The sequence below is a fragment of the Kiloniella laminariae DSM 19542 genome (assembly GCF_000374005.1).
In the GTDB taxonomy this organism is placed as follows: Bacteria; Pseudomonadota; Alphaproteobacteria; order Kiloniellales; family Kiloniellaceae; genus Kiloniella; species Kiloniella laminariae.
This window is the reverse complement of sequence record NZ_KB893138.1, coordinates 14,584-34,399: the sequence shown is the minus strand read 5'-3', so window position 1 is coordinate 34,399 and position 19,816 is coordinate 14,584. Positions and strand designations below refer to the sequence as shown.

Annotated in this window: 19 protein-coding genes and 1 tRNA gene; 3 read left to right on the top strand and 17 right to left on the bottom strand. The window is 49.6% G+C overall.

Annotated features, from left to right (window positions below):
- Positions 1–34: 34 nt before the first annotated feature.
- The 7 genes from B152_RS23095 to B152_RS0108950 form a co-directional block, all read right to left on the bottom strand.
- Positions 35–406, bottom strand: coding sequence for a nuclear transport factor 2 family protein (locus B152_RS23095; RefSeq protein WP_020592076.1), 372 nt, complete (start codon positions 404–406; stop codon positions 35–37).
- Positions 407–517: 111 nt separating this feature from the next.
- A complete protein-coding gene (locus tag B152_RS0108975) occupies positions 518–2,221 on the bottom strand; it encodes a putative 2-aminoethylphosphonate ABC transporter permease subunit (protein WP_020592075.1) in 1,704 nt (567 codons plus the stop codon).
- The gene (locus B152_RS0108970; protein ID WP_211212176.1) at positions 2,214–3,332 is read right to left on the bottom strand and encodes a putative 2-aminoethylphosphonate ABC transporter ATP-binding protein; all 1,119 of its coding nucleotides are present in this window, start codon (positions 3,330–3,332) and stop codon (positions 2,214–2,216) included. Before B152_RS0108970 ends, B152_RS0108975 begins: the two co-directional genes overlap by 8 nt.
- A 351-nt stretch (positions 3,333–3,683) precedes the next feature.
- Entirely contained in the window at positions 3,684–4,721 is a 1,038-nt protein-coding gene (locus tag B152_RS0108965) for a putative 2-aminoethylphosphonate ABC transporter substrate-binding protein (RefSeq protein ID WP_020592073.1), read from the bottom strand.
- Between the two features lie 279 nt (positions 4,722–5,000).
- Positions 5,001–6,692: a Na/Pi cotransporter family protein gene (locus B152_RS0108960; RefSeq protein WP_020592072.1), complete on the bottom strand. Its 1,692-nt coding sequence runs from the start codon at positions 6,690–6,692 to the stop codon at positions 5,001–5,003.
- Between the two features lie 534 nt (positions 6,693–7,226).
- A complete protein-coding gene (locus B152_RS0108955; protein WP_020592071.1) occupies positions 7,227–8,042 on the bottom strand; it encodes an LOG family protein in 816 nt (271 codons plus the stop codon).
- Positions 8,043–8,302: 260 nt separating this feature from the next.
- Complete coding sequence (locus B152_RS0108950) at positions 8,303–8,785, bottom strand: hypothetical protein (RefSeq protein ID WP_157231002.1); 483 nt, start codon at positions 8,783–8,785, stop codon at positions 8,303–8,305.
- A 405-nt stretch (positions 8,786–9,190) separates the two neighbouring features.
- Between B152_RS0108950 and B152_RS0108945 the strand changes: the two genes are divergently transcribed.
- Together B152_RS0108945 and B152_RS23090 are read left to right on the top strand one after the other, a co-directional pair.
- Positions 9,191–9,550 carry a hypothetical protein gene (locus tag B152_RS0108945; protein ID WP_020592069.1) on the top strand — a complete coding sequence of 120 codons (360 nt, stop codon included), beginning with the start codon at positions 9,191–9,193 and terminating at the stop codon, positions 9,548–9,550.
- Between the two features lie 109 nt (positions 9,551–9,659).
- Entirely contained in the window at positions 9,660–10,355 is a 696-nt protein-coding gene (locus B152_RS23090; RefSeq protein WP_020592068.1) for a ribbon-helix-helix domain-containing protein, read from the top strand.
- A 129-nt stretch (positions 10,356–10,484) separates the two neighbouring features.
- Here B152_RS23090 and B152_RS0108935 read toward each other — a convergent pair whose 3' ends face one another.
- From B152_RS0108935 to B152_RS0108905, 6 genes are all read right to left on the bottom strand, one after another.
- A complete protein-coding gene (locus tag B152_RS0108935; RefSeq protein ID WP_020592067.1) occupies positions 10,485–10,841 on the bottom strand; it encodes a hypothetical protein in 357 nt (118 codons plus the stop codon).
- Positions 10,842–11,159: 318 nt separating this feature from the next.
- The gene (locus B152_RS0108930) at positions 11,160–12,539 is read right to left on the bottom strand and encodes a TolC family outer membrane protein (protein WP_020592066.1); all 1,380 of its coding nucleotides are present in this window, start codon (positions 12,537–12,539) and stop codon (positions 11,160–11,162) included.
- A 918-nt stretch (positions 12,540–13,457) separates the two neighbouring features.
- Positions 13,458–13,533: transfer RNA gene (locus B152_RS0108920), tRNA-Phe, on the bottom strand.
- A gap of 137 nt (positions 13,534–13,670) precedes the next feature.
- Positions 13,671–13,856, bottom strand: coding sequence for a DNA gyrase inhibitor YacG (locus tag B152_RS0108915; RefSeq protein ID WP_020592065.1), 186 nt, complete (start codon positions 13,854–13,856; stop codon positions 13,671–13,673).
- A 54-nt stretch (positions 13,857–13,910) separates the two neighbouring features.
- Positions 13,911–15,143, bottom strand: coding sequence for a ribonuclease E/G (locus B152_RS0108910; protein WP_020592064.1), 1,233 nt, complete (start codon positions 15,141–15,143; stop codon positions 13,911–13,913).
- Between the two features lie 45 nt (positions 15,144–15,188).
- A complete protein-coding gene (locus tag B152_RS0108905) occupies positions 15,189–15,779 on the bottom strand; it encodes a Maf family protein (RefSeq protein WP_033405949.1) in 591 nt (196 codons plus the stop codon).
- A 458-nt stretch (positions 15,780–16,237) separates the two neighbouring features.
- Here B152_RS0108905 and B152_RS0108900 point away from each other — a divergent pair, with 458 nt between their 5' ends.
- Entirely contained in the window at positions 16,238–17,017 is a 780-nt protein-coding gene (locus tag B152_RS0108900) for a substrate-binding periplasmic protein (RefSeq protein WP_020592062.1), read from the top strand.
- Between the two features lie 199 nt (positions 17,018–17,216).
- Here the strand turns inward: B152_RS0108900 and B152_RS0108895 are convergent, their stop codons facing one another.
- The 4 genes from B152_RS0108895 to B152_RS0108880 all read right to left on the bottom strand — a co-directional run bounded on the left by B152_RS0108895 (position 17,217) and on the right by B152_RS0108880 (position 19,736).
- Complete coding sequence (locus tag B152_RS0108895; RefSeq protein WP_020592061.1) at positions 17,217–17,945, bottom strand: hypothetical protein; 729 nt, start codon at positions 17,943–17,945, stop codon at positions 17,217–17,219.
- Positions 17,946–18,057: 112 nt separating this feature from the next.
- A complete protein-coding gene (locus B152_RS0108890; protein WP_020592060.1) occupies positions 18,058–18,669 on the bottom strand; it encodes a DNA-3-methyladenine glycosylase I in 612 nt (203 codons plus the stop codon).
- Between the two features lie 119 nt (positions 18,670–18,788).
- Positions 18,789–19,076, bottom strand: a complete 288-nt coding sequence (locus tag B152_RS0108885; protein ID WP_020592059.1) for a YciI family protein — start codon at positions 19,074–19,076, stop codon at positions 18,789–18,791.
- Positions 19,077–19,130: 54 nt separating this feature from the next.
- Positions 19,131–19,736, bottom strand: a complete 606-nt coding sequence (locus B152_RS0108880) for a TetR/AcrR family transcriptional regulator (RefSeq protein WP_020592058.1) — start codon at positions 19,734–19,736, stop codon at positions 19,131–19,133.
- Between the last annotated feature and the right edge of the window lie 80 nt (positions 19,737–19,816).

Sequence of the window (19,816 nt, the reverse complement as noted above, 5' to 3'; positions counted from 1 at the left end):
TGTTTTATAGCAGGATGTTTTGGCTGAGACTGTTTTAACCAGATACTTGTACCCGTGTTTGTCCCCTTTCGCCCCTTTCAAAGCGAACTCTCCGGATTAATCCCTCTTCTATCTCATAAATTGCCAAGACATAAAGCGGACTTCCTCCAGGAAGGCCCGTAACTTCTTCCTCATCGATCACCACCCGGCCAAGAGCCATGCGGTTCAGAAGATGAGCGTGGAGGTCTGGATGGCTGAAACGTTCGGCATAGGTTGATCGCAAGGCATCCTTGCCTGTGAATAACACTTGGTTATCCTGAAGCAGTTCAACCACCACATCATCAGAGAAACAGGCACAGAATGCTTCGAGATCATGGGCGTTATAGGCCAACAGCTGTTTCTCGGCGAGATCACTCGGCTTAGTCATTTTTCCCCCCTTATGAAACTAAACGCCCCTCCTAAAAAGCATTAAAGGGCAGGATAAAATCCTGCCCTTTAATATCTCGCTTTGATAAAACAGTCCAGATTCAGCCCAAAATCAGCGCTGCCGCCAGGCCTGGGTTCTTTTCTCCAGCGCTTTGGCCACAAACATATGCAGCACGCGCGCAATGGCATTGGTATAGAAAATCATCATCCCCATGGCAGCAGCCGGGGCAATATCCCCCGCGTCATCCATGTTAAGAACCGCAACTGACGCCAGCTGGGTATGGGTAGCATAGATGAAGACCACTGCCGATACTGTCGTCATCGCATTGACAAAAAGATAAATCGCGATTTCCAGAACAGCCGGGGTACAAACCGGAACAGTCACCCGCAGGAACATCTTGTAAAAGGGTTGCTGCAGGGACTGGGAAACCGATTCAAATTCCTTGTCCATCTGCTTCAGGGCCGTCATCGCCGTCAAATGCGCCACCGTATAGAAGTGGGTCACTGTCGAGACAACCAGAATGGCCATGGTGCCATAGATAAAGTTGAAAGGGTTGTCCGGATTGTTAAAGAAGAAGATATAGGAAAGCCCCAGAACCATCCCTGGCACCGCCATCGGCATCATGGCCAGGAACTGGAACAGCGTCCGTCCTTGATCAAATCCCCGGCCTTTTTCAACCATATAGGCTCCGGTAAAGACCACGATGGTCCCGACCGCCGCAGTCCAGAGTGCCATCTTGATCGAGTTGTAATAGGCATCCCAGCCGCCCCCGTCCATGAGGTCGAAGTTGTAGTGCTGCAACCCGATATCCAGGTTATAGGGCCAGAATTTAACCAGCGCCGCAAACTGACAAGTCGCCAGAATGGTCACGATGATCAATACAACAATACTGCTGTAGCTCATCATCAGCGTATCAAAACGAAAGTTGGGTTTGGGTTCATAGGGAACTGCCCGTGCTGAAAGCTGGGCCACCTGCTTTTTCTGAACCTGTCGATCCACATAGAATGCGAAGATCGCCGGGATCATCAACACCACAGAAACAACCGCTCCCATAGAGAAATTCTGCTGGCCGATCACCTGTTTATAGATATCCACCGCCAGCACGTTGTACTGTCCGCCGATCACCTTTGGAACCCCAAAGTCGGTGATCACAAGCGTGAAGACTACAAACGCAGCAGAGATCAGGCCATAACGGGCCCCAGGTAGAGTTACCGTCCAGAAGATTTTCCATTTTGAAGCCCGCAAGACCGTCGCAGCCTCATATAACCGGCCATCAGAAATTGCTAGGGCAGTCATGATGATCAGCAGAGCATGGGGAAAGGTGAAGAAAACCTCGGCAATCACAATCCCGAGCGGGCCATAGATTTCATAACCAAACAGCATCCAGTTCAGGTAACCCTGCTTGCCAAACATGTAGATCAGGCCGATCCCCGGCAACAATGACGGCACCAGAATAGGGACCATCGCCATAATTTTGAAGAAGCCCTTGAAACGCATACAGCTGCGGGTCAATGCATAGGCGTAAAAGAAAGCCAGGGTAACCGTGATCACCATCGTCACGACGGAGATAAAGACCGAATTTTCGATAGAATTAAACAGAGCTGGCGTTGAGAAGTAGTTGATATAGTTGTCCAGACCAATAAAGACACCGTCTTTGTCTTCGAATGATTTGGACAACATGGCATAGAGAGGAAAAGCCAGAGCAACAACCAGATAAGTACCGATCATCAGCATGAAGGCGCGCATAGTCCAGTCATCACTGCTGGCCTTAGGCTTCACCTCCCGACGACTTTTGGGAAGAGTGACATTAGCCATTGTTGCGTGCCCCCGGATAAATCGTCAAACGGTCCTTGGGGATAGAAACGCGGATCGTATCGCCTTCTTTCACACCGGTACGTCGGACCATATTTATGGAAAAATCACCCTTGATATGCGCATCGGCATTTGCTTGTTTGCTCTGCAGATCCACGCGGAAGAAAGATCCCATAAACTCCATGTATTTGATTTCCGCCTCGAAGGAGTTTGGCAGATTTGTTGCGTCTTCCTGAACCAGAAGATTTTCCGGGCGGAAAGCCACCAGAATGTCGCCTGTCGGACCAGTTCCCTGGACCTCGCACTGCAACGCGACCTCCCCCATCTTCAGCTCCGTCCCGCCATTGAACTGGCCGGGAACAAAATTCATGGTGCCGATAAAATCAGCAACAAAAGCCGTCGCCGGATCGCGGTAAATCTCTATTGGCGTCCCGACCTGTTCAATAACACCGTTATTCATCACAACGATACGGTCTGCCATGGTCAGAGCTTCTTCCTGATCATGGGTCACCATAACTGTCGTCACACCAAGTGTTCTTTGCAATTCCTTGATCTCGTGGCGCAGATGCGCCCTGACCTTGGCATCAAGTGCGGAAAGAGGCTCATCAAGGAGTAGAAGACCTGGGTTGGTCGCAATCGCACGTGCCAGAGCAATACGTTGCTGCTGGCCCCCTGACAACTGCGCCGGATACTTATCGGCTTGGGAAGCAAGGCCAACCAGATCCAGCAAGTCGTCCACACGCTGGGCAATTTCAGATTTTGAATTGCCCCGGTTTTCCAGACCATAAGCAATGTTCCTGCGAATTGTCAGGTTGGGGAACAAGGCATAGGATTGGAAAACAATGCCAAAATCACGCTCGCTTGGCGGCAGGTTTGAAACATCCTTGCCCGCCTGGGTCACCTGGCCAAAGGTCTGGATATCAAGACCGGCAATCGCGCGCAGCAAAGTGGTTTTGCCGCAGCCAGACGGGCCGAGGAAACACACGAACTCGCCTTCATAAATTTCCAGTGTAATGTCCGACAAGGCCGTAAAATTGCCAAAATTCTTGGTCAGATCTCTTGTCGTCAGATAAGGTTTTCGCCCGGTCTCGATACCGACAGTATTTGCGCTCATTGCCATTCCTCTCAAGCGGCCCAGTGGCACAGTTTTTCTGTGCTCAACTTTCAGGCAGCGATTTTTAACAGTCTCTCTGTTTTGCGTCTCAGCGATCTCTTGGGAAAGAGCACGGATAACCAGACATCAAAAGCTGATTAGCCAAAGCATAAGCCGGACAGCAGTCTACCATATAAATAATCGCTGAAAATTACTGTTCCGGAACTCTGATTTTCCGGGGATATCCCCGACAGGAACAGGTTGTAAAAAACAATACAGCCTGTATCGAAAGAACAGTTCCGGATTTGGACACCGCTCTCCGGTCGTAACCAGAGAGCGGGCCCGCAGTCTTATCGACCCAACATCAGAAGCTTATTCTTTCGGCTCTGATTTTGAATCATACCGGTTTGTCCATTCTGCCAGAATGGCATCGCGGTTGTTGGCAGACCATTCGAAATCCATCGCGATCATGCTGTCTGTGATATTCTCGGGATAGAATTCGATCGGCTTGGAAACACCAGGCATCGCCACAACAGCATAACCCTGATTGTAATGTTCCATTGCAGGCTTGGAGACGATGAAGTCCATCAGCTTTTTCGCAGCATCAAGGCTGTCAGTACCCTTGACGATCGCAGCGGCTTCCATTTCCCAACCAACACCTTCTGAAGGGATCACGATCTCCAGAGGAGCTCCCTGCGCCTTGGATTTAGCCGCACGGAAAGCAAAGGAAATTCCGATAGCCACTTCACCGGCAGCAGCCTGTTTACAAGGCTTGGAACCAGAGTGCGTATAGGCACCGATGTTTTCATGCAGGTCGTCCATATAGGCCCAGCCGTCTTCTTCACCAAACATCTGCAGCCAGCTGGCTACATCCAGAAAGCCGGTGCCGGAAGAACCGGGATGTGGCATGGCAATGTGGCCTTTGTAGACAGGCTTGGTCAGATCAGCCCAGGATGTCGGCATTGGCAGGTTGTTGGCTTCTGCTTCAATGGTGTTGACGCAAACTGCGGCAACCCAAGCATCCATTCCAGCCCAGACAGGGGTGTCAGAGTTATCACGAAAACGGCTGTCGAGCTGATCTACACCCGCAGGGGCATAGGTTTCGAACATGTTTTCCTTTTTCATCAGCAGAAGGCTGGAACCGGCAAGCCCCCAGACCACATCAGCCTGTGGATTGTCTTTTTCGGCCAGAAGTTTCGCTGTAACAACGCCTGTGGAATCACGCACCCAGTTGATGGTGATATCGGGGTGCACTTCATTGAAGGCCTCGGCATAACGCTTGAGATCTTCGGCCTCAACTGCTGTATAAACAGTCAGTTCTTCAGCAGCAGCACTCCCTGCCATAAAGCCAAGAGCAGCAATCGTTGCCGCAACACCGCCGAGCAGTTTTCTGTTGTAGGATTTGGTCATTCTTTCACGCTCCTCATGATGATCGCCCGCGGAGGGTTCCCCCCGAGCATCCCTATTCGATTTATTACCCGTGCCGTCTATAGCGGCACTTTGTTACAAACGAACTAAGTCTTTGTTACGCAATTACTTCGTCCCAAAAACCTTTTCCGGGCTTGCGCCCAGATCCGAAATTATTCCCTTCCTCCGCTGCCTCCTGCGGGTGAGTAAGGAACTCTTTCCCTGTCGAAACTGTCCTGCCGACAGTCCCCGACATATCCGGCAAGCCGGAATTTCATACCTTTAACCGTTCACTTCCGCGACAGTGTTTCCTTCACTCTTGGGACGCACACGTAAACGGCTTTCACGCAACTCCCCGCTCGCATCCAGAATGGGATAGGCGACGGAAGTCAGATGAGAGTTAATTCGTTTCAGATCGCGGATCATATCGATGTGCAAGGCCGAGGACTCAATCGATTCAATCCGGCCATCCCGCAAGCGCTGGAGATGTTTTTCCCCTGCGGCCTGTTCCATCGTGCGGAACTGTTCCTTGCCTGCGATCAACTGACGGGCAATATCAACATCTCCCGATACAAAGGCGGTCATGGCCAGTTGCATCTGATCCAGCGTACGACGGTGCAGATCAACCAGTTCCTTCCAGCCCTGTTCAGAAAATTCCAGGCGTTTTTTTATCTTCTGATTGGCAATTTCCAACAGATTTTTGTCGATAATATCGCCGATGTGCTCAAGGTTGGTAGTAAAAGCAATCAACTCTACACAGCGTGAACTGGTCTCTTCGTCCAGCTGATTCTTGCTGACCTGGGTCAGGTAAAGCTTGATTGCCTCATGCAGGTCATCAACCAGATCATCCGACTGGCTCACCTCCTCCAGCAAGACAGGATCGTTGCCGGAAAAAACCTCGATAACCCGACGGAGCATATTCTCGACAACATCCGCCAGTCGTAGAACCTCACGCGTGGCACAGGCCACCGCCACGGTTGGCGACTTGATAACCGTTACATCAAGGTATTTGGGACGCAGATCGTCGGCAGATCCGGGTCTGTCCGGCAATACCCTGGCCATAAAGTGGGTCATCAGACCGACAAAAGGCAGGAAGACAAGAGCCAGGCCAAGGTTAAAAGCTGTATGGAAATTTGCAATCTGACGACCAAGATCCGGACCACTGATTTCGGCAACATAAGGCCCGATCAGTTTCATAAACGGCAGGATCATCAAGACACCAAGCAGGCGGAACAGAAAATTCCCCACAGGAATGCGGCGGGCCGCGGGTGTTTCAGCCATGGTCAGAGCCATAGGCACAATCCCGGCTCCAACGTTTGCTCCAAGTACCAGAGTAAGCCCCAACGCAGGAGGAACAACGCCAGCAAGGGTCAAGGACATGATCAGAAGAACCATCGCAACTGAAGAATGAGTGACCCAGGTAATCAGGGCGGCCAAAATCACCGCAATTACAGGTTCTTCAGAAAGAGGGATCAGGATATTCTGCAGGGTGACGCTGTCACGCATGGGCTCAGAAGCCGCGACAACCAGCTTCAACGACAGCAACATCAACCCCAGCCCGATCAGAACCCGCCCCATATGGCGCAAGGTCATGCTTGGACGCGTGGTAAAGAGAACAAAACCCAGCAACACCAGAACAGGAGAAAGCCACGAAATATCAAGGGAAAGCACCTGGACAACCAGGGTCGAGCCAACATCAGCCCCCAGCATGACTGCAAGGGCAGGCGCAATAGCAATCAAACCTTTCCCGGCAAAAGCCACTGTCAACAAAGCCGTTGCAGTTGAGCTCTGAAGGATACCGGCCATACCGATCCCCATGCCAAAGGCCGTAACAGTATTGCGTGTTGCCGAGCCGAGAAAACGGCGAAGGTGGCTACCATAAGCACGCATAACCCCTGTGCGCACCATACGTGTCGCCCACAACAACAGCGCCACACCACCTGCAATTTTCAATAAAAGCTCAAAACCCGACACGATTGTTTGCTAACCTCGCCCTGTTATTCTTTTTATACCACTTCGCCTGTTATAACCAACCTGGTGGTGAAGCAGGAAACAAGCGGACACCAGGATTTGTTACCCGATTCATCATAACGACACAAGAAGAGGTTCACAAAACTGTCATATTTGTAAAACATTTATGTCACGAAGAATTTGTGACATTAACAGCAACAAATCAACACATTTTTGAGAATATCGGATATTTTACAAACATTTTCTCTGATGAATTTGTGTTTTAGTAAATAAACCCCCTCACATAGATGCATTATAGTTACATTGTGAACTGAGAATTAACATACTTCAAATCGATAATTCACATGCCAAACATAGGCTGAATCTATCAATCTAATTGAATGCCCTCACAGTGGGCCACCAGATTACCTTGTGATCACTGAGCACCATTGTAGCCGTTTTAGGCGGAAATCCTGATCCCTATCTTTGCAAACCTCGCATCATAGCGGGCCTTGAAACAACAAGGCCCGCCAAAAGATCGCCACCCCACTGTCCTACCTACAGGCTTGGGCCTGGGGCCTTCAGGGCATGTTTCAACAACCCCTTAGTCACATAGTCAAACGCTTCATCCATAGAATCGGTCACCAGATACAGATCAAGATCCTCTTCACTGATCGTACCGAACTCGCAGAGAGCTTCAAAATTGATCACCTTATTCCAGTAGTCCGAGCCATAGAGAACAATAGGCATCTTCTTTCTGATTTTCTGCGTCTGGATCAACGTCAGCAGTTCGCAAAACTCATCGAGTGTTCCAAAGCCACCGGGCATGACCAGGACAGCTTTGGCCAGATAAATAAACCAGAATTTGCGCATAAAGAAATAATGGAACTCAAGCGCCAGCTCCCTTGTGATATAGGGATTCTCATTTTGCTCGAATGGAAGCGAGATATTGAGGCCAACATTAACCCCCTTTTCTTCCGAGGCTCCACGGTTTGCCGCCTCCATGATCCCTGGACCACCTCCGGTACAGACCACAAAACGGCGCTCTTCATCTCCAAGCTCCTTGGACCAGCGGGTGAAGCGCCGCGCCAGCTCACGAGTTTCCTCGTAATAGCGCGACATCTTCATCATCTTCTCGGCTTTCTCCAGCCCCTCGCCAGTACTCTTGGCTTCCGCCATTGCCTTTTGGGCTGTCTCTTCCGACTGAATACGGGCAGAGCCAAAAAACACAATGGTGTCATCCACGTTAAACTCTTCAAAACGGGTTTGCGGCCCGAAATACTCGGACAGTATCCTGAGTGCCCTGGCATCAGGCGAGTTCATAAAGTCTGCATCGTGGTAAAACTTGGGAATGTCGCTTGAACTGATTACCATATACTACCTTTCAAATTGAATTGTCCTGTAACCCTGGCCCACACAGCGCCATATCATCTGGAAATATGATCAAGACAAACAAAGACACAGTGGAAACACAACGGGTTACATCCCTGTTATATTAAACCAAAATTCCTATCCCAGATATTAACAGTAAACTTTTACCCCAAAAAAATGCAAACTTTGCCACTGACCACCCTCCTTCCAGGACAAGCAAAACAGATTGCATTGCCTAGAGGATAAGTCAGGAGTTTTCAGTCTTACTGATCTTTTCTCCAGGCATCGCGCAGGGATGTTCCCATTTTATGCAAGGCATTGTTGACCTGGACCTGATGAGTTTCAGCTTCCGAACTATACAGACCACCATTGCTCCAGACTTCAACCCGACCAATCATCTCACTCGCCGTCGACGGATTGAAATAACGGGTGTTGGCATAAAGCACGACCTCTACGTTGCTAACACAATTGACCTTGTCGAAGATGATCGTCGTCACCTTGGTATGTAACCAATAGGCAGATGAACGGGTCAGACGAAGCTCACCTTCGCTAAAGGCCCCAAAAAGCGCGCGTTCAAAAGCCTCCCGGCTCAGCCCACACTGCTCACTGTAATAATTCAAACCGGATACATTGAGTTTCACGTCCCGGACATTCGTCAGGGCTCCTGCTGATGCCGCTGACATCCCTCCTGTAATCAAAGTCAGCGCCAATCCGAGTGCTGCACACCCGTAATATTTTTTTTTCATATAATCCTCCCCTGTTAGACCTGTGTTGTTATCGAGGCACGCAATGATAGTGCAAAAAATCCCGATCGCTCCCAGGGCAACTCTGTTTACAATTCCAGCAGCCACCCTGCCTGTTAAATATGACCCGAACATGACAGGCCCGATGAGAAGACAGGCATATTCCACTACCCTGCCAATTTCTTCGCCTTCGCTTGCGCAAGCCTCGAGACTACAATAGATGAGACCAGAAAAATCGCTATAAATTCAACCTTTAAAAGTATAACTTACTTCTCATTAACCAATTGTCCGTAGATTTTAAAGTGTCCACGGGCTGTAACAATCAGCAAGTGAGCACCGCTGCTGTTGCAGTTTATTGTAAACAGGCTCACTAACTGACTTGTGCAAGCCAGCCTCGAAGGAGATATCATGCCATATGTATCACGATCTGCGGACGGAATGATCACCGGCCTGTTTGAAGATACGAAAGAAGGCGCCCGGGAATATATTGATGCTGATGCACCCGAGGTGGCAGAGTTCATCCAGAATGTCGGAGAACAGGTAGAAGAACACAGCGAAGTTATCCAGCAGGAACTTGCTCAAAGTGACATGGAAATGATCCGTGTTCTTGAGGATCTGATTGCCACGCTGATCGACAAACGCGTGATAATGATGACTGATCTTCCCAAAGCCGCCCAGCGCAAACTGGCCACACGCTACTCCCTCCGGAGCAAGCTTACCGATCTGGGGAACATTGTCGGGGACAATGACGAGATTCTGCTGCCCTGATCCCATACAGTCCTCACAAAGGAACATCAGAGGAACTTGTACAGAGAACAGTCAAAAGCTCGAAGACAACAGCCAGAACCCCGGAGCCCCTGCAAAGACCGAACAAATTATGCCCAGATCAATACTCCCTGTAAACTTTGCCGACCAGGCCCCCAGAGCCCGCGTTGTTCAATATAACAAGAAGCGCTACTCGATCCGGCTCGAGCCGGTCTTCTGGCGCGCGCTGGAACAGGCCGCTGTTGAACACGGGCTTAAACTCGGGAAATTTATCGGCAAGCTTGAATTGATTTATCAAGGGCCGAATTTTTCTTCGTTTCTCCGGGTTTTCTGTATGATTTCCAGCGAACGGCGACTGGCCGGGGCCGAAATTGACCCCAACAAGAGCATCATTCTTTCCCTGCTTGATGCCAGCCCCAGTCCGGCTGCACTGCTGTCCGAGGATCTGACCATCGTTTCCTGCAACAGTGCTTTTTACAACTGGCTCGGGGAAAACAATATCGGCATTGAAGGCGCGAACATCACCCGCCTCTTCCAGCTGCGCAGCAAAGGCCCCTTTCTGGAGAATGTAAAGGATCTCCAGGAATCCCGGCTGCGCAATCTCGATGCCCGCATCATCAGAATGATCCCGGGCAAGGTCATCACCGCTCAGGCCCGGCTGGTCAAGGCCAGCATCCACAATCACAAAAAGCAGTATATGGTGATCTGGGTCGCCAGCACACCGCGCATGGCAATCAGCAGGAAGCCCCTTGCCCAAAAGCCCGAGGAAGAGGTTTCTCTCCCTGAGGAAAGTACTGCAGACACCTGATACCAGGCAATGCCAATGGCGGCCCACAAAAAAATTCTGGACGGCTAAACAAATCGTCTCGGGAAAAGCGTTTTAGCTGTTTGGATTGTCGCGTTTTCTTTTGACCGCTTCCAATCAAAAGAAAGGAATTTAACGTTCCGTCTGGATAATAACTTCGCTCTCGCTATAAAGCGTAAGGCCGCTGGCAAAATTATAAACATGCAGGCCCGTCACATCCACACCGGAAGCCGTGACATGCTCGTGGGAAATACCGCTGTGCACAACCATATCCAGTGTTTCCAGGTACACAGGCTGCCCCTCACCGGCAAAGAGAACCACAGCGCCGGAATCGTCCGGCAGAAGGTCATCGAGATGAAGCGCCACAACCTCATCCTCGTCATCAAAAACAGCTTCAAAGGGCGTGAAAAAGAAATCATCAGCATCTTGCAGCTGAGGATCATTAACAACTCCCTCTATAACCATTTCAGAATCCAGACCGGTTTTCATACGTCATCTCTTCTAGCGACCAAACGCTGTACATCTCGCACTAAGAAATACAACATCCCAATCAAATAACAAGTGCATTTTCTAAAGAGACAGCTAAAGATAACTGCCACTTCCTCCCTGATACAAGATTACACCATGTAATTGTAGCATGAAATAGTTTTATCCACCTAATATCCGCACCACCAGAATCAGAGAAAATACAAAACCACTCCCTATTTAAATTAAAACCTGAAGTAGTTTTTGAATAAAAAACAACTTCGAATACAAAATAAAAAAGGGCGCCGAAGCGCCCTTTTCATATCAGATACAGAAGCTTGATCAGTCAATCAGGCCTTCTGCCCAGGATTTGTGATCAACATTAGCCTGCTCTGGAGCATCAACACCAAGTGTCGCCATCAACTGGCCACTCAGAGCAAGGATACGATAAGAAGCAAGCTGCTCGTTTGTCATAGCTGAAATCAGCTGTCCACGAGAAGTAAAGAGTTCGTTTTCAGCATCCAGAACGTCCAGCAAAGTCCGCTGAGCAACATCGAACTGCTCACGATAAGCATCGCGGGTTTCGGTGTTGTACTGAACTGAAGAAGCAAGATCAGTTACGGACTGGCGTGAGGCATCCAGGGCAAACCAGGACTGGCGCATTTCACGTTGAGCATCGACAACAGAGCTGTAACGCTGGTTTTTGCTTTCGGAAAGACGGGCCAGAGCTTCCTGACGGGCTGCACGATCAATGCCGCCACGGAACAGGTTCCAGCGCAGACGAAGCATTACAGAGTTGTTCTGCTCATAGCTGCCCGGTGTTGCGTCGAACTCATCACGATGTTCGGTAGAAGCTTCCAGGTTGACAGAAGGATAGAAAGGCACTTCGGAAAGTCCTACTTCAGCTTCTGCTGTACGCACGTCAGCTTCAAAAATACGAATTGTGGGGTTGTCGCTTACAGCAAGGTCCACAGCTTCATCAAGACCCGCAGGAAGCGGGGCAGAGAAACCTTCAGGTGTGTCCAGCTCTTCCGGGAAGTGACCAACGATACGGGTATAGTTGGCTTCTGCATCACGGAGATCATTGTAGGATGTGGTCAGCGTGTTACGTGACCGGGCAGAACGAGCTTCAGCCTGGGACACATCAGCGCGGCTGCCGCCACCACCGGAAAGACGCTCTTGCAGGTTCGCAACAATGTCGAGGTGGATCTGCAGGTTCTCTGTTGCCAGAGCAACAAGTTCACGCTGGCGCAGAACTTCAAGATAGGCACCAATCGCATCCAGCGTCAGGAATTCGGCGTTTTCGTTTACGCGATTGGCTGCGGATTCGACACGCGCCTTTTCACGATCAACGGTGCTGCCGGCTTCAAAGCCGTCAAAAATGCGCTGCTGGAGCGTAATGGAAGCGTCTGTGGGGTTGATCACATCATGCTTACCAGTACCGCCGCCGGCCCGGGAAGTGGAATCGTCATTGCTTTCAATACCCGCACCAGCAGAAAGGTCAATCTGCGGAAGGTAGAGACCACGAGCCTGACGAAGCTCCTCATCAACCGCTTCACGGTTGTGGGCAACAACACCGATATCCGGGTTTGTCGCGAGAGCCTGCGTAATTGCTTCTTGAAGTGTTACAGCCTGTGCGGCTGATACGGATGGCAGAACAATAGCACTGGCGAGCAGTGCTGTTTTAAAGTTCGAAACCAAGGTTTTACCAAGTTGGCGCATTGGTACTTTTCCCCCGAATGCTTGTTCGTGACAGCGTCTGTGTCTACGTCCAAATAAATGACTATTCACAACCACCTAATAGAATACTGCAATATTTCTACGTCTTGCACCTCTAACTGTCAACAATCCTATAGGACCACAACCAATTAAGGCACATCTGTTGCAAAAAAATCACAGTCGCATTTCCCCCGATACACCATGACACGCCTCATCTTGAAATAACGAGAATCACAGCTGTAACACGAAAAACACATTTGTTCGCCGCTGAAGGTACGTCAAACACTCTGAATTCTCAAGAAGAAAACCGTTATCTGATAAAGTTTTACACAATTTTATAGTTTTCCAGCGACACCACAAAACCCATTTATAGTTGCAGCCCCAGAATCAACAGCCGCAACCTCAAAAAAATGACATAGAAAACAGCGCCTTGAGGCTTATTCTCACGAGAAAAAACCAAGATCAACACTTCCCCACAGTGGCGAAGCTGATGCACAGCGTTTTTTAACTTCTTGCAGGGCTTCGGCTGTTAAGCTCGGGCTGCTCGGCTCCGAAGCAATCCAGCCAGATCTTGGTCCATCCTGACAATCCCCCCCCGTCACCAGACAAACAGCAAGATCATTTCTGATTTGACAAGCATGATTTCGCGAGAAAATTTCGAAGCAATTTTCACCCGGAAAACCTAAAGGAAATGCGAAAACAAAGGAATAAAAAGCATGAGAGATTCAGAAGAGATTCCAGAAAACAAAGCAACATAGCCAACCGACATAGAAGGGCTCTAGTTCTGCACTCTACCCTGGTCCGCAAAGGACATTGACCGAAAAGTTTGATCGGAAAAACGGTAGAATTACAGCTGAAAATCTTCACAGGACTTCCGGAAAGGAAACATCTAGCTCAAACTTAAAATGTAAGGAGAATAAATGGTGCCCAGAGGCGGATTTGAACCACCGACACGCGGATTTTCAGTCCGCTGCTCTACCAACTGAGCTATCTGGGCACCGGGGGCTGACCGTTGTTGTTGGCCGCCGATGAAAGGGCTTATAGAAAATGATTAAGGTCCTGTCCAGTCCTATTATCAAGAAAAATACAAAAAACAGTTTTTTCTTTATTTCAACCCCTTAAGCAGCCGGAAAGTCACAGGATTTCGTCGTCATCCGCCGAATCAACCGACCGTTCTGAAGTTGGAATCCGATAGCTTTCGCTCAACCATCGATTCAAATCGACATCGGCACAGCGTCGGGAACAAAAGGGTTTATATTCAACAGCAGATTCTCCCTTACAAATCGGACAGCGGGCTTTTTTCAATACGGGATCAGACATATTACTTCTCGGTGTTTATTCTCAACAGGTTCACTCCTGGATATTTATCAGGGCTCAGATGTTAACTGTAAAGCCTTCAACCTCTGCCGGTCGTGATTCTATTTTGATTTTCCGGCCAATACGTTCTTCAACATAAAAGCGTGCTGCACTTTCCTCCAGAGCCAAAGCCACATCTGCTGCGACACCCAATTCCGGGCCAGTGTTAGCTCCCGAGATCTCACTGCCCCTTCTCTGCCCGCCCGATGCACAGGAACACCACAGACGACGCAAAGCCGCATAACCAACAGTCATGGCGTCTGGTTCATGACCAAGCCCGCCAATCCCCACAGGGCACAGCAACAGTTCCTGGAGCGACCGTCCTGCCCGTTTCCGGGTCAATTCCTGCAGGCCCGAAAGATAGAGCGGAAAAAGTTTATGGCTGACCGGGTCGCGCTTCAAAGCATCCTTGAGACAAGCCTGGAGTTTCTTTCGGCTCTCCGGTGCCTTCAGATAGGGAAAGTCAACCAGAATACGCCCGGCGATATTTCGCAATCGCAACTGTCGAGCGATTTCGACTGACGCTTCCTGGCAAAGCAACAAATGCAATATCTCGCTACCGCCGTTATGTTGCATGGTGCCTTTATTGACATCGATCGCGGTCAGGCTGCGCCCCTGTTCAATGATCAGACTGCCACCTGAAGGCAGCGGAACATCGACCTGCAAAAGATTTTCCAGCGCTTCCTCAAGCCCCATGGTTTCGAAAAGATCCGGCTTGTCTGCCTGCAAACAATGATTGCAGCGCGCTACCTCTTCTGGCGAAAATCCGGATTCATTCTCTGCCAGCAACCTGCGTAAATGTCGGAGTACCCCCGCATCAGTCACAAGAATTTCTTCGGGTAAGGTCCCTTGCCGTCCCAGCCAGTCAGCCAGAGGATCACGGGCCTGCACCAGAGAAACCTTTTTCCCGGAAAGCGCCACATCCCCCCGGGCGCGCAGGCGTACCCCCTTGCCATCCGCGCCCTCCCGAGTCACTTCCACCCGGAGATAGTCACCTTCGGAAAGCCCCTTGTCAGCTTTCAGACTTCTGGCGACCTCACCCATTGGCAGGAAACCCGGTTGATCCAGGCCAATATCAACAAAAGCAGCATCAAGCCCCCGATCAAGAGAGATCAAGCGCCCATCATAATGGTTGCCAACGTAAACCGGACGGTCATCGCGCAGAATGAGCATATCTTCAAGGTGATCATCCTCCAGACGGGCAGCCCGCAACAGTCCCGGCAGATAATCAATACAGATCAGCGCAGACATATGAGCTCTCCCGGTTAAGTCTGTAGCAACCCGGCCCTGGGCCGCCTAAAATCCGTTTCCGACCAAAAGGCTGGTCACTTCCGGTAACGACAGCCCGACCACATTGGTATAGGAGCCGTTAATCGCTGGGATAAAAGCCGCTGCTCCGCCCTGGATGGCATAGCCCCCCGCTTTGCCCCGCCAGTCACCGCTGTCAATATAGGCCTCGATTTCACTGGCATGAAGGCGTTTGAATCTCACAGCTGTTTGAACCAGCCGCTGGCGAACCAGTCCTTCCGGCGTCACAAGAACATGGCCGGTCATCACCCGGTGACGACGCCCTGACAGGAGATTCAGGCACATACGGGCTTCCTGTTCACTTTCTGCTTTTGGCAAAATCCGGCGACCAACAGCGACAACTGTATCTGCAGCCAGAACAAAAGCCCCCGCCTGGCGCGCAGCAACAACAGCCGCCTTCTCCTGCGAGATCCTCTTGGCATAGTCAGCAGGCAGCTCCCGGTTTTTGGGGCTTTCATCCAGATCAGCCGGATCGACCAGATCTGGTGTGATTCCAATCTGCAACAGGAGTTCCTGACGGCGGGGAGAAGCGGAAGCGAGAACAAAAGGAGCAGAAGAGTGGCGCGTGACAAGCTGCATGAAAATTTCGGACCCTGCATGATATAAGATCAGTTCTTCTGCATGTACTGGTTCACAGAACATAATCTGTGAAAAAGATACAGCTGAACCATAAGGAGAAGTCACCAATCAGCGACTGCCCGTAAGCGTGATAGCAAATAAAATCTACAGAAACAATTTAAGACAGACAACTTATAGAGATTAGAGCAGCCAGAGGAACTCAGTCAGTATTGTTCATGAATTTCCTATCTGCACTGCGACACGCCGAAATTCGCTCACCTTTCTCAAAACACCCTTCCTGGCAAAGCGGATATCAGACATTACGCCCCGACAAAAATCTTCGGGCAGTTTATTTTCCCCGTAAGAAACCGCGCAAAATCTAGGGAACTTTTCTCAAAAACAGTAGCTGTTAATCTCTTTTTCAGTAATATGGATCTATAGTTAAACTGCGTTTTTTATCATCAACCTGAATAGTTCCCATGATTCTGCGATTTGCCTCTTCTCTTATACTGGCAATACTGCTGAGCCTGTCGGCTCAGGCGGAACCCCTCGTCCTGGCATGCAACAGCTGGAGACCACTGATTGACGAGGCCAGGGGAGACAGAGGACTTCTCAGTGAAATCATCACCCTGTCGGGAGAAAGAGTGGACCTTCAGGTCCAGCACCTTATCCTGCCCTGGAACCGGGTGATCGCCGGGGTCAAAAAGGGCGAAATTGACGGAATTTCCTGCCCAACTTATGTCAACGAGAACAAAAACTGGATCGCCTATACCAATCAGGCTTTCTGGGAGATCGAGATCGGCATTTTTGTACGCAAGGACAGCGGCATCAAGCTGGGCCAGCTCAAAGACTTACATGACTATAGCTTTGGGTCGCTCAAAGGCAGCAGCTATTTCGAAATTCTGCAGGGTCTGATCGGGGACGACATCAGAATAAACCCCTACCCCAAAGAGATTGATGGCATGAAAATGCTGATCGAAAAACGTTTTGACATCCTCTTTACCGGACGCTTGATGGGGTACCAGCTGCTGGAAACCCAAAATCTTGAAAGGGCAAATGAAGTTGATTATCTGGAAACGCTCTATCTGGAACACATTCACCCCGGCATCAGCAGGATCCGTCCTGACGCCCAGGAAATCGCAGAGCGCCTGGATAAAGGTTTCCAGATGATCAAAGCCGATGGAACCCTGGAACAGCTTTACGAAAAACACGATCACTTCCCGCCTTCCCGCAAGACACCCCGCACCGTCACGAATTAGACCTAGCACCGATGCCTTACAGAGCATTCTGATCTTATAAAAACTATTCCCCAGATTTCTTTTAAAACGAGACAAAATTACAGTTAACTAAACCCTCCCTCAGGCTCTTTATTATTTTACAGAAAATTTATTATTTTACAGAAAATCCATATTAATAAAGGGGGGCTTCCCCCCCCTTTTAAATCCCATTTTTCTTGCTTTAATTATTTGCTGCCAATTGACGCTTGATACCTGCGTTCACCTTTGCATCCCAGTTTTTCGTCCAATCAACCAACTCGCGAACATATTTGAGTTTTTCAGGATCACGGCGATACCTACTCTTATGCCATTTACTCATTTCCCATTCAGCACTGACAGGAGCTTCGAAGCCGTCGAGTTCAGGATTCACACCATAAGAAATAGATAAATAATGTGTCTTGCTAACCTTCCTGTATGAAGAAACTAAAGCATTAACCGGCACCGATATATTATTAGTATCCAGGAAATCATAGGTATCAATCCAGGATTTATCGTCGCTGTCGCCTGGGACAACCGTCCAGTGCACCAAGGCTATACAGTCTTGATCACTACCGTCATAATTTGCGTTTTTTTCCCGGTATAACATCTCGTTATCATTACAAAAATCGCTGTACATATATCCCCATTTAGAATGGTCCAGCGAGGCAGTAATCGCTACAAACTTACTCAAGGCATTTTCTTGGCTCTGAATCAGAATCTGGCTTTGAAACCGGGTCCCCGCACTATTTTTTGTAAGTTCTTGACCAACGAGAGTCCATCTTCCCTCTGGAAGTGGCACCTGCACTTCACTACCCCCGACTGTTATATAATTTTCAAACTCTTGGCCTTGTGTGTACTTAGCTGCTTGTTTTGTTGTCACACAAGCACTCAAGAACAGAGACATCACTACTAAAAGAACTATTTTCTTCATGTCTACTCCCCAAAAAAGAGTAAACAATCATAAAATGAAAAACAACTCAAGCTGATAGCCATTTAAACTTAGTACGGTAAAACTTTGGCTGGGTATCACCCCAAAAATAAGACTACCCCCTCAGGCGAACAAGATTACTTCGAGCCGCTTCAATCCTGTCTCGCATGATACAGCCATCGACATGATCATTGATCAGCCCCATGGCCTGCATAAAGGCATAGACCGTGGTTGGGCCGACAAATTTCCAGCCCCGTTTTTTAAGCTCCTTCGACAGAGCAATTGATTCCGCCGAAGTCGAGGCTGTCTGCGGTTGGACAAGCTGGTCTGGTTTCGGCTCGTAACTCCAGAGAAAAGCAGCGAGCGATCCCTCATTCCTGACCAACTCCTGCGCCCGTCTGGCATTATTTATCACCGCTTCGATCTTTCCCCGATGACGTACAATTCCCACATCCTGAAGCAGCCGCTCAATATCTCCCGGGCCATATTCTGCCATCTTGTCGAAATCAAAATTGTGGAACGCAGCCCGGAAGTTCTCACGCTTGGCCAGGATCGTGCGCCAACTCAGACCAGACTGGAAACTCTCAAGGCAGAGCTTTTCAAACAGACGGCGATCTTCTGTAACCGGAAAGCCCCATTCGGTATCATGATAATGGAAAAACTCGGGAGCGGCATCACACCAGCGACAGCGCGCTTTGCCATCCGGACCTATCGTCGTGGTACTCATAACCTTGTCTCACTTCATCAGAACTAAAGAAAACTGTATCGATCTGCCTCCTGATCAGGCCCTGTGATCAAGAGGGATGATCAAGAGGGGTGATCAAGAGGGGTGATCAAGAGGGATGATCAGGACAGGAGAAATTCCAGGCGGGCATCAGCTTTCGCCGGGGTAATCTCGTGAATTTCTGCAAAGACAATTTTCTCTGCGACGAAAGGATCATCCTTCACCCGCTTCTCGAGATCCGCCAGGGAAGTATTGTGGGCCACGATCCCGCCACCCGCTTCAGGTTGAAGGCTGCCAACCACCAGGAAAACACCATCATCAAAGCCGCGCTTGATCCACGCCTTATGTCCGTCCATAAATTGACCAGCCCGGGCTTTGCTGCTGGAAAACCTGAGAAACACAATAAACATTTTCTATTTTCTCCCGTTAATGACAAATCCTGATGATCTGCGCGCTGGTTCGACCTAGTGCGGCTGCGTCACATCCCTGGAGACTTGTTGTGCGCCCTTCTTGCAGCTCAGCAGCCAGTCCATCATCATCCGGACCTCCCGCTTGATAAAAGCTTCGTCCTGAAAAGCATTGGCCAGCGTCGCGGCACCCTGGCTCCGGGCAAGAAGATGCAGGGCACAATCTTCTGACTTTTCTCCGCACCCCATTAGAATAAATTGTTTTTGCAGCCAGTTTTTGAATAGAGAGAAGAGCTGGTTTGCCTCTCCCCGGGCACTGTGATTCAACTTCGCCAGTTCACCGCTGAGGGTCCCTACCGGGCAGCCATACAGGATAATCTTGGCCTGGTTCATGATCAGGATATGAATAAAGCTGCAGATGCGATCTTCCGGACTGTCGCCCTCGGCCTCCCACCGATCAAGCATTCCTGTGGTTCTTGCCAGACGAAGTACGATTACAGCATCCAGAATGTCGTCTTTGGTTTTGAAGTGATAATAAAAGTTGCCGCGCGAGATCTGCACAGCATCCGCAATATCCTTGAAAGAAGTATGTTCATAACCCTGCTGATAGAACAGCTGGTCCGCTGCCTCGACAATATGATCCCGGGTTGTTTTTTCGTTCATCAAGCAAATTCCGCATTCAGTGTAGGACAAGCGCCCTACAGTAAAATTAGGACAAACGACCTAACATGTCAAGAGCAGCA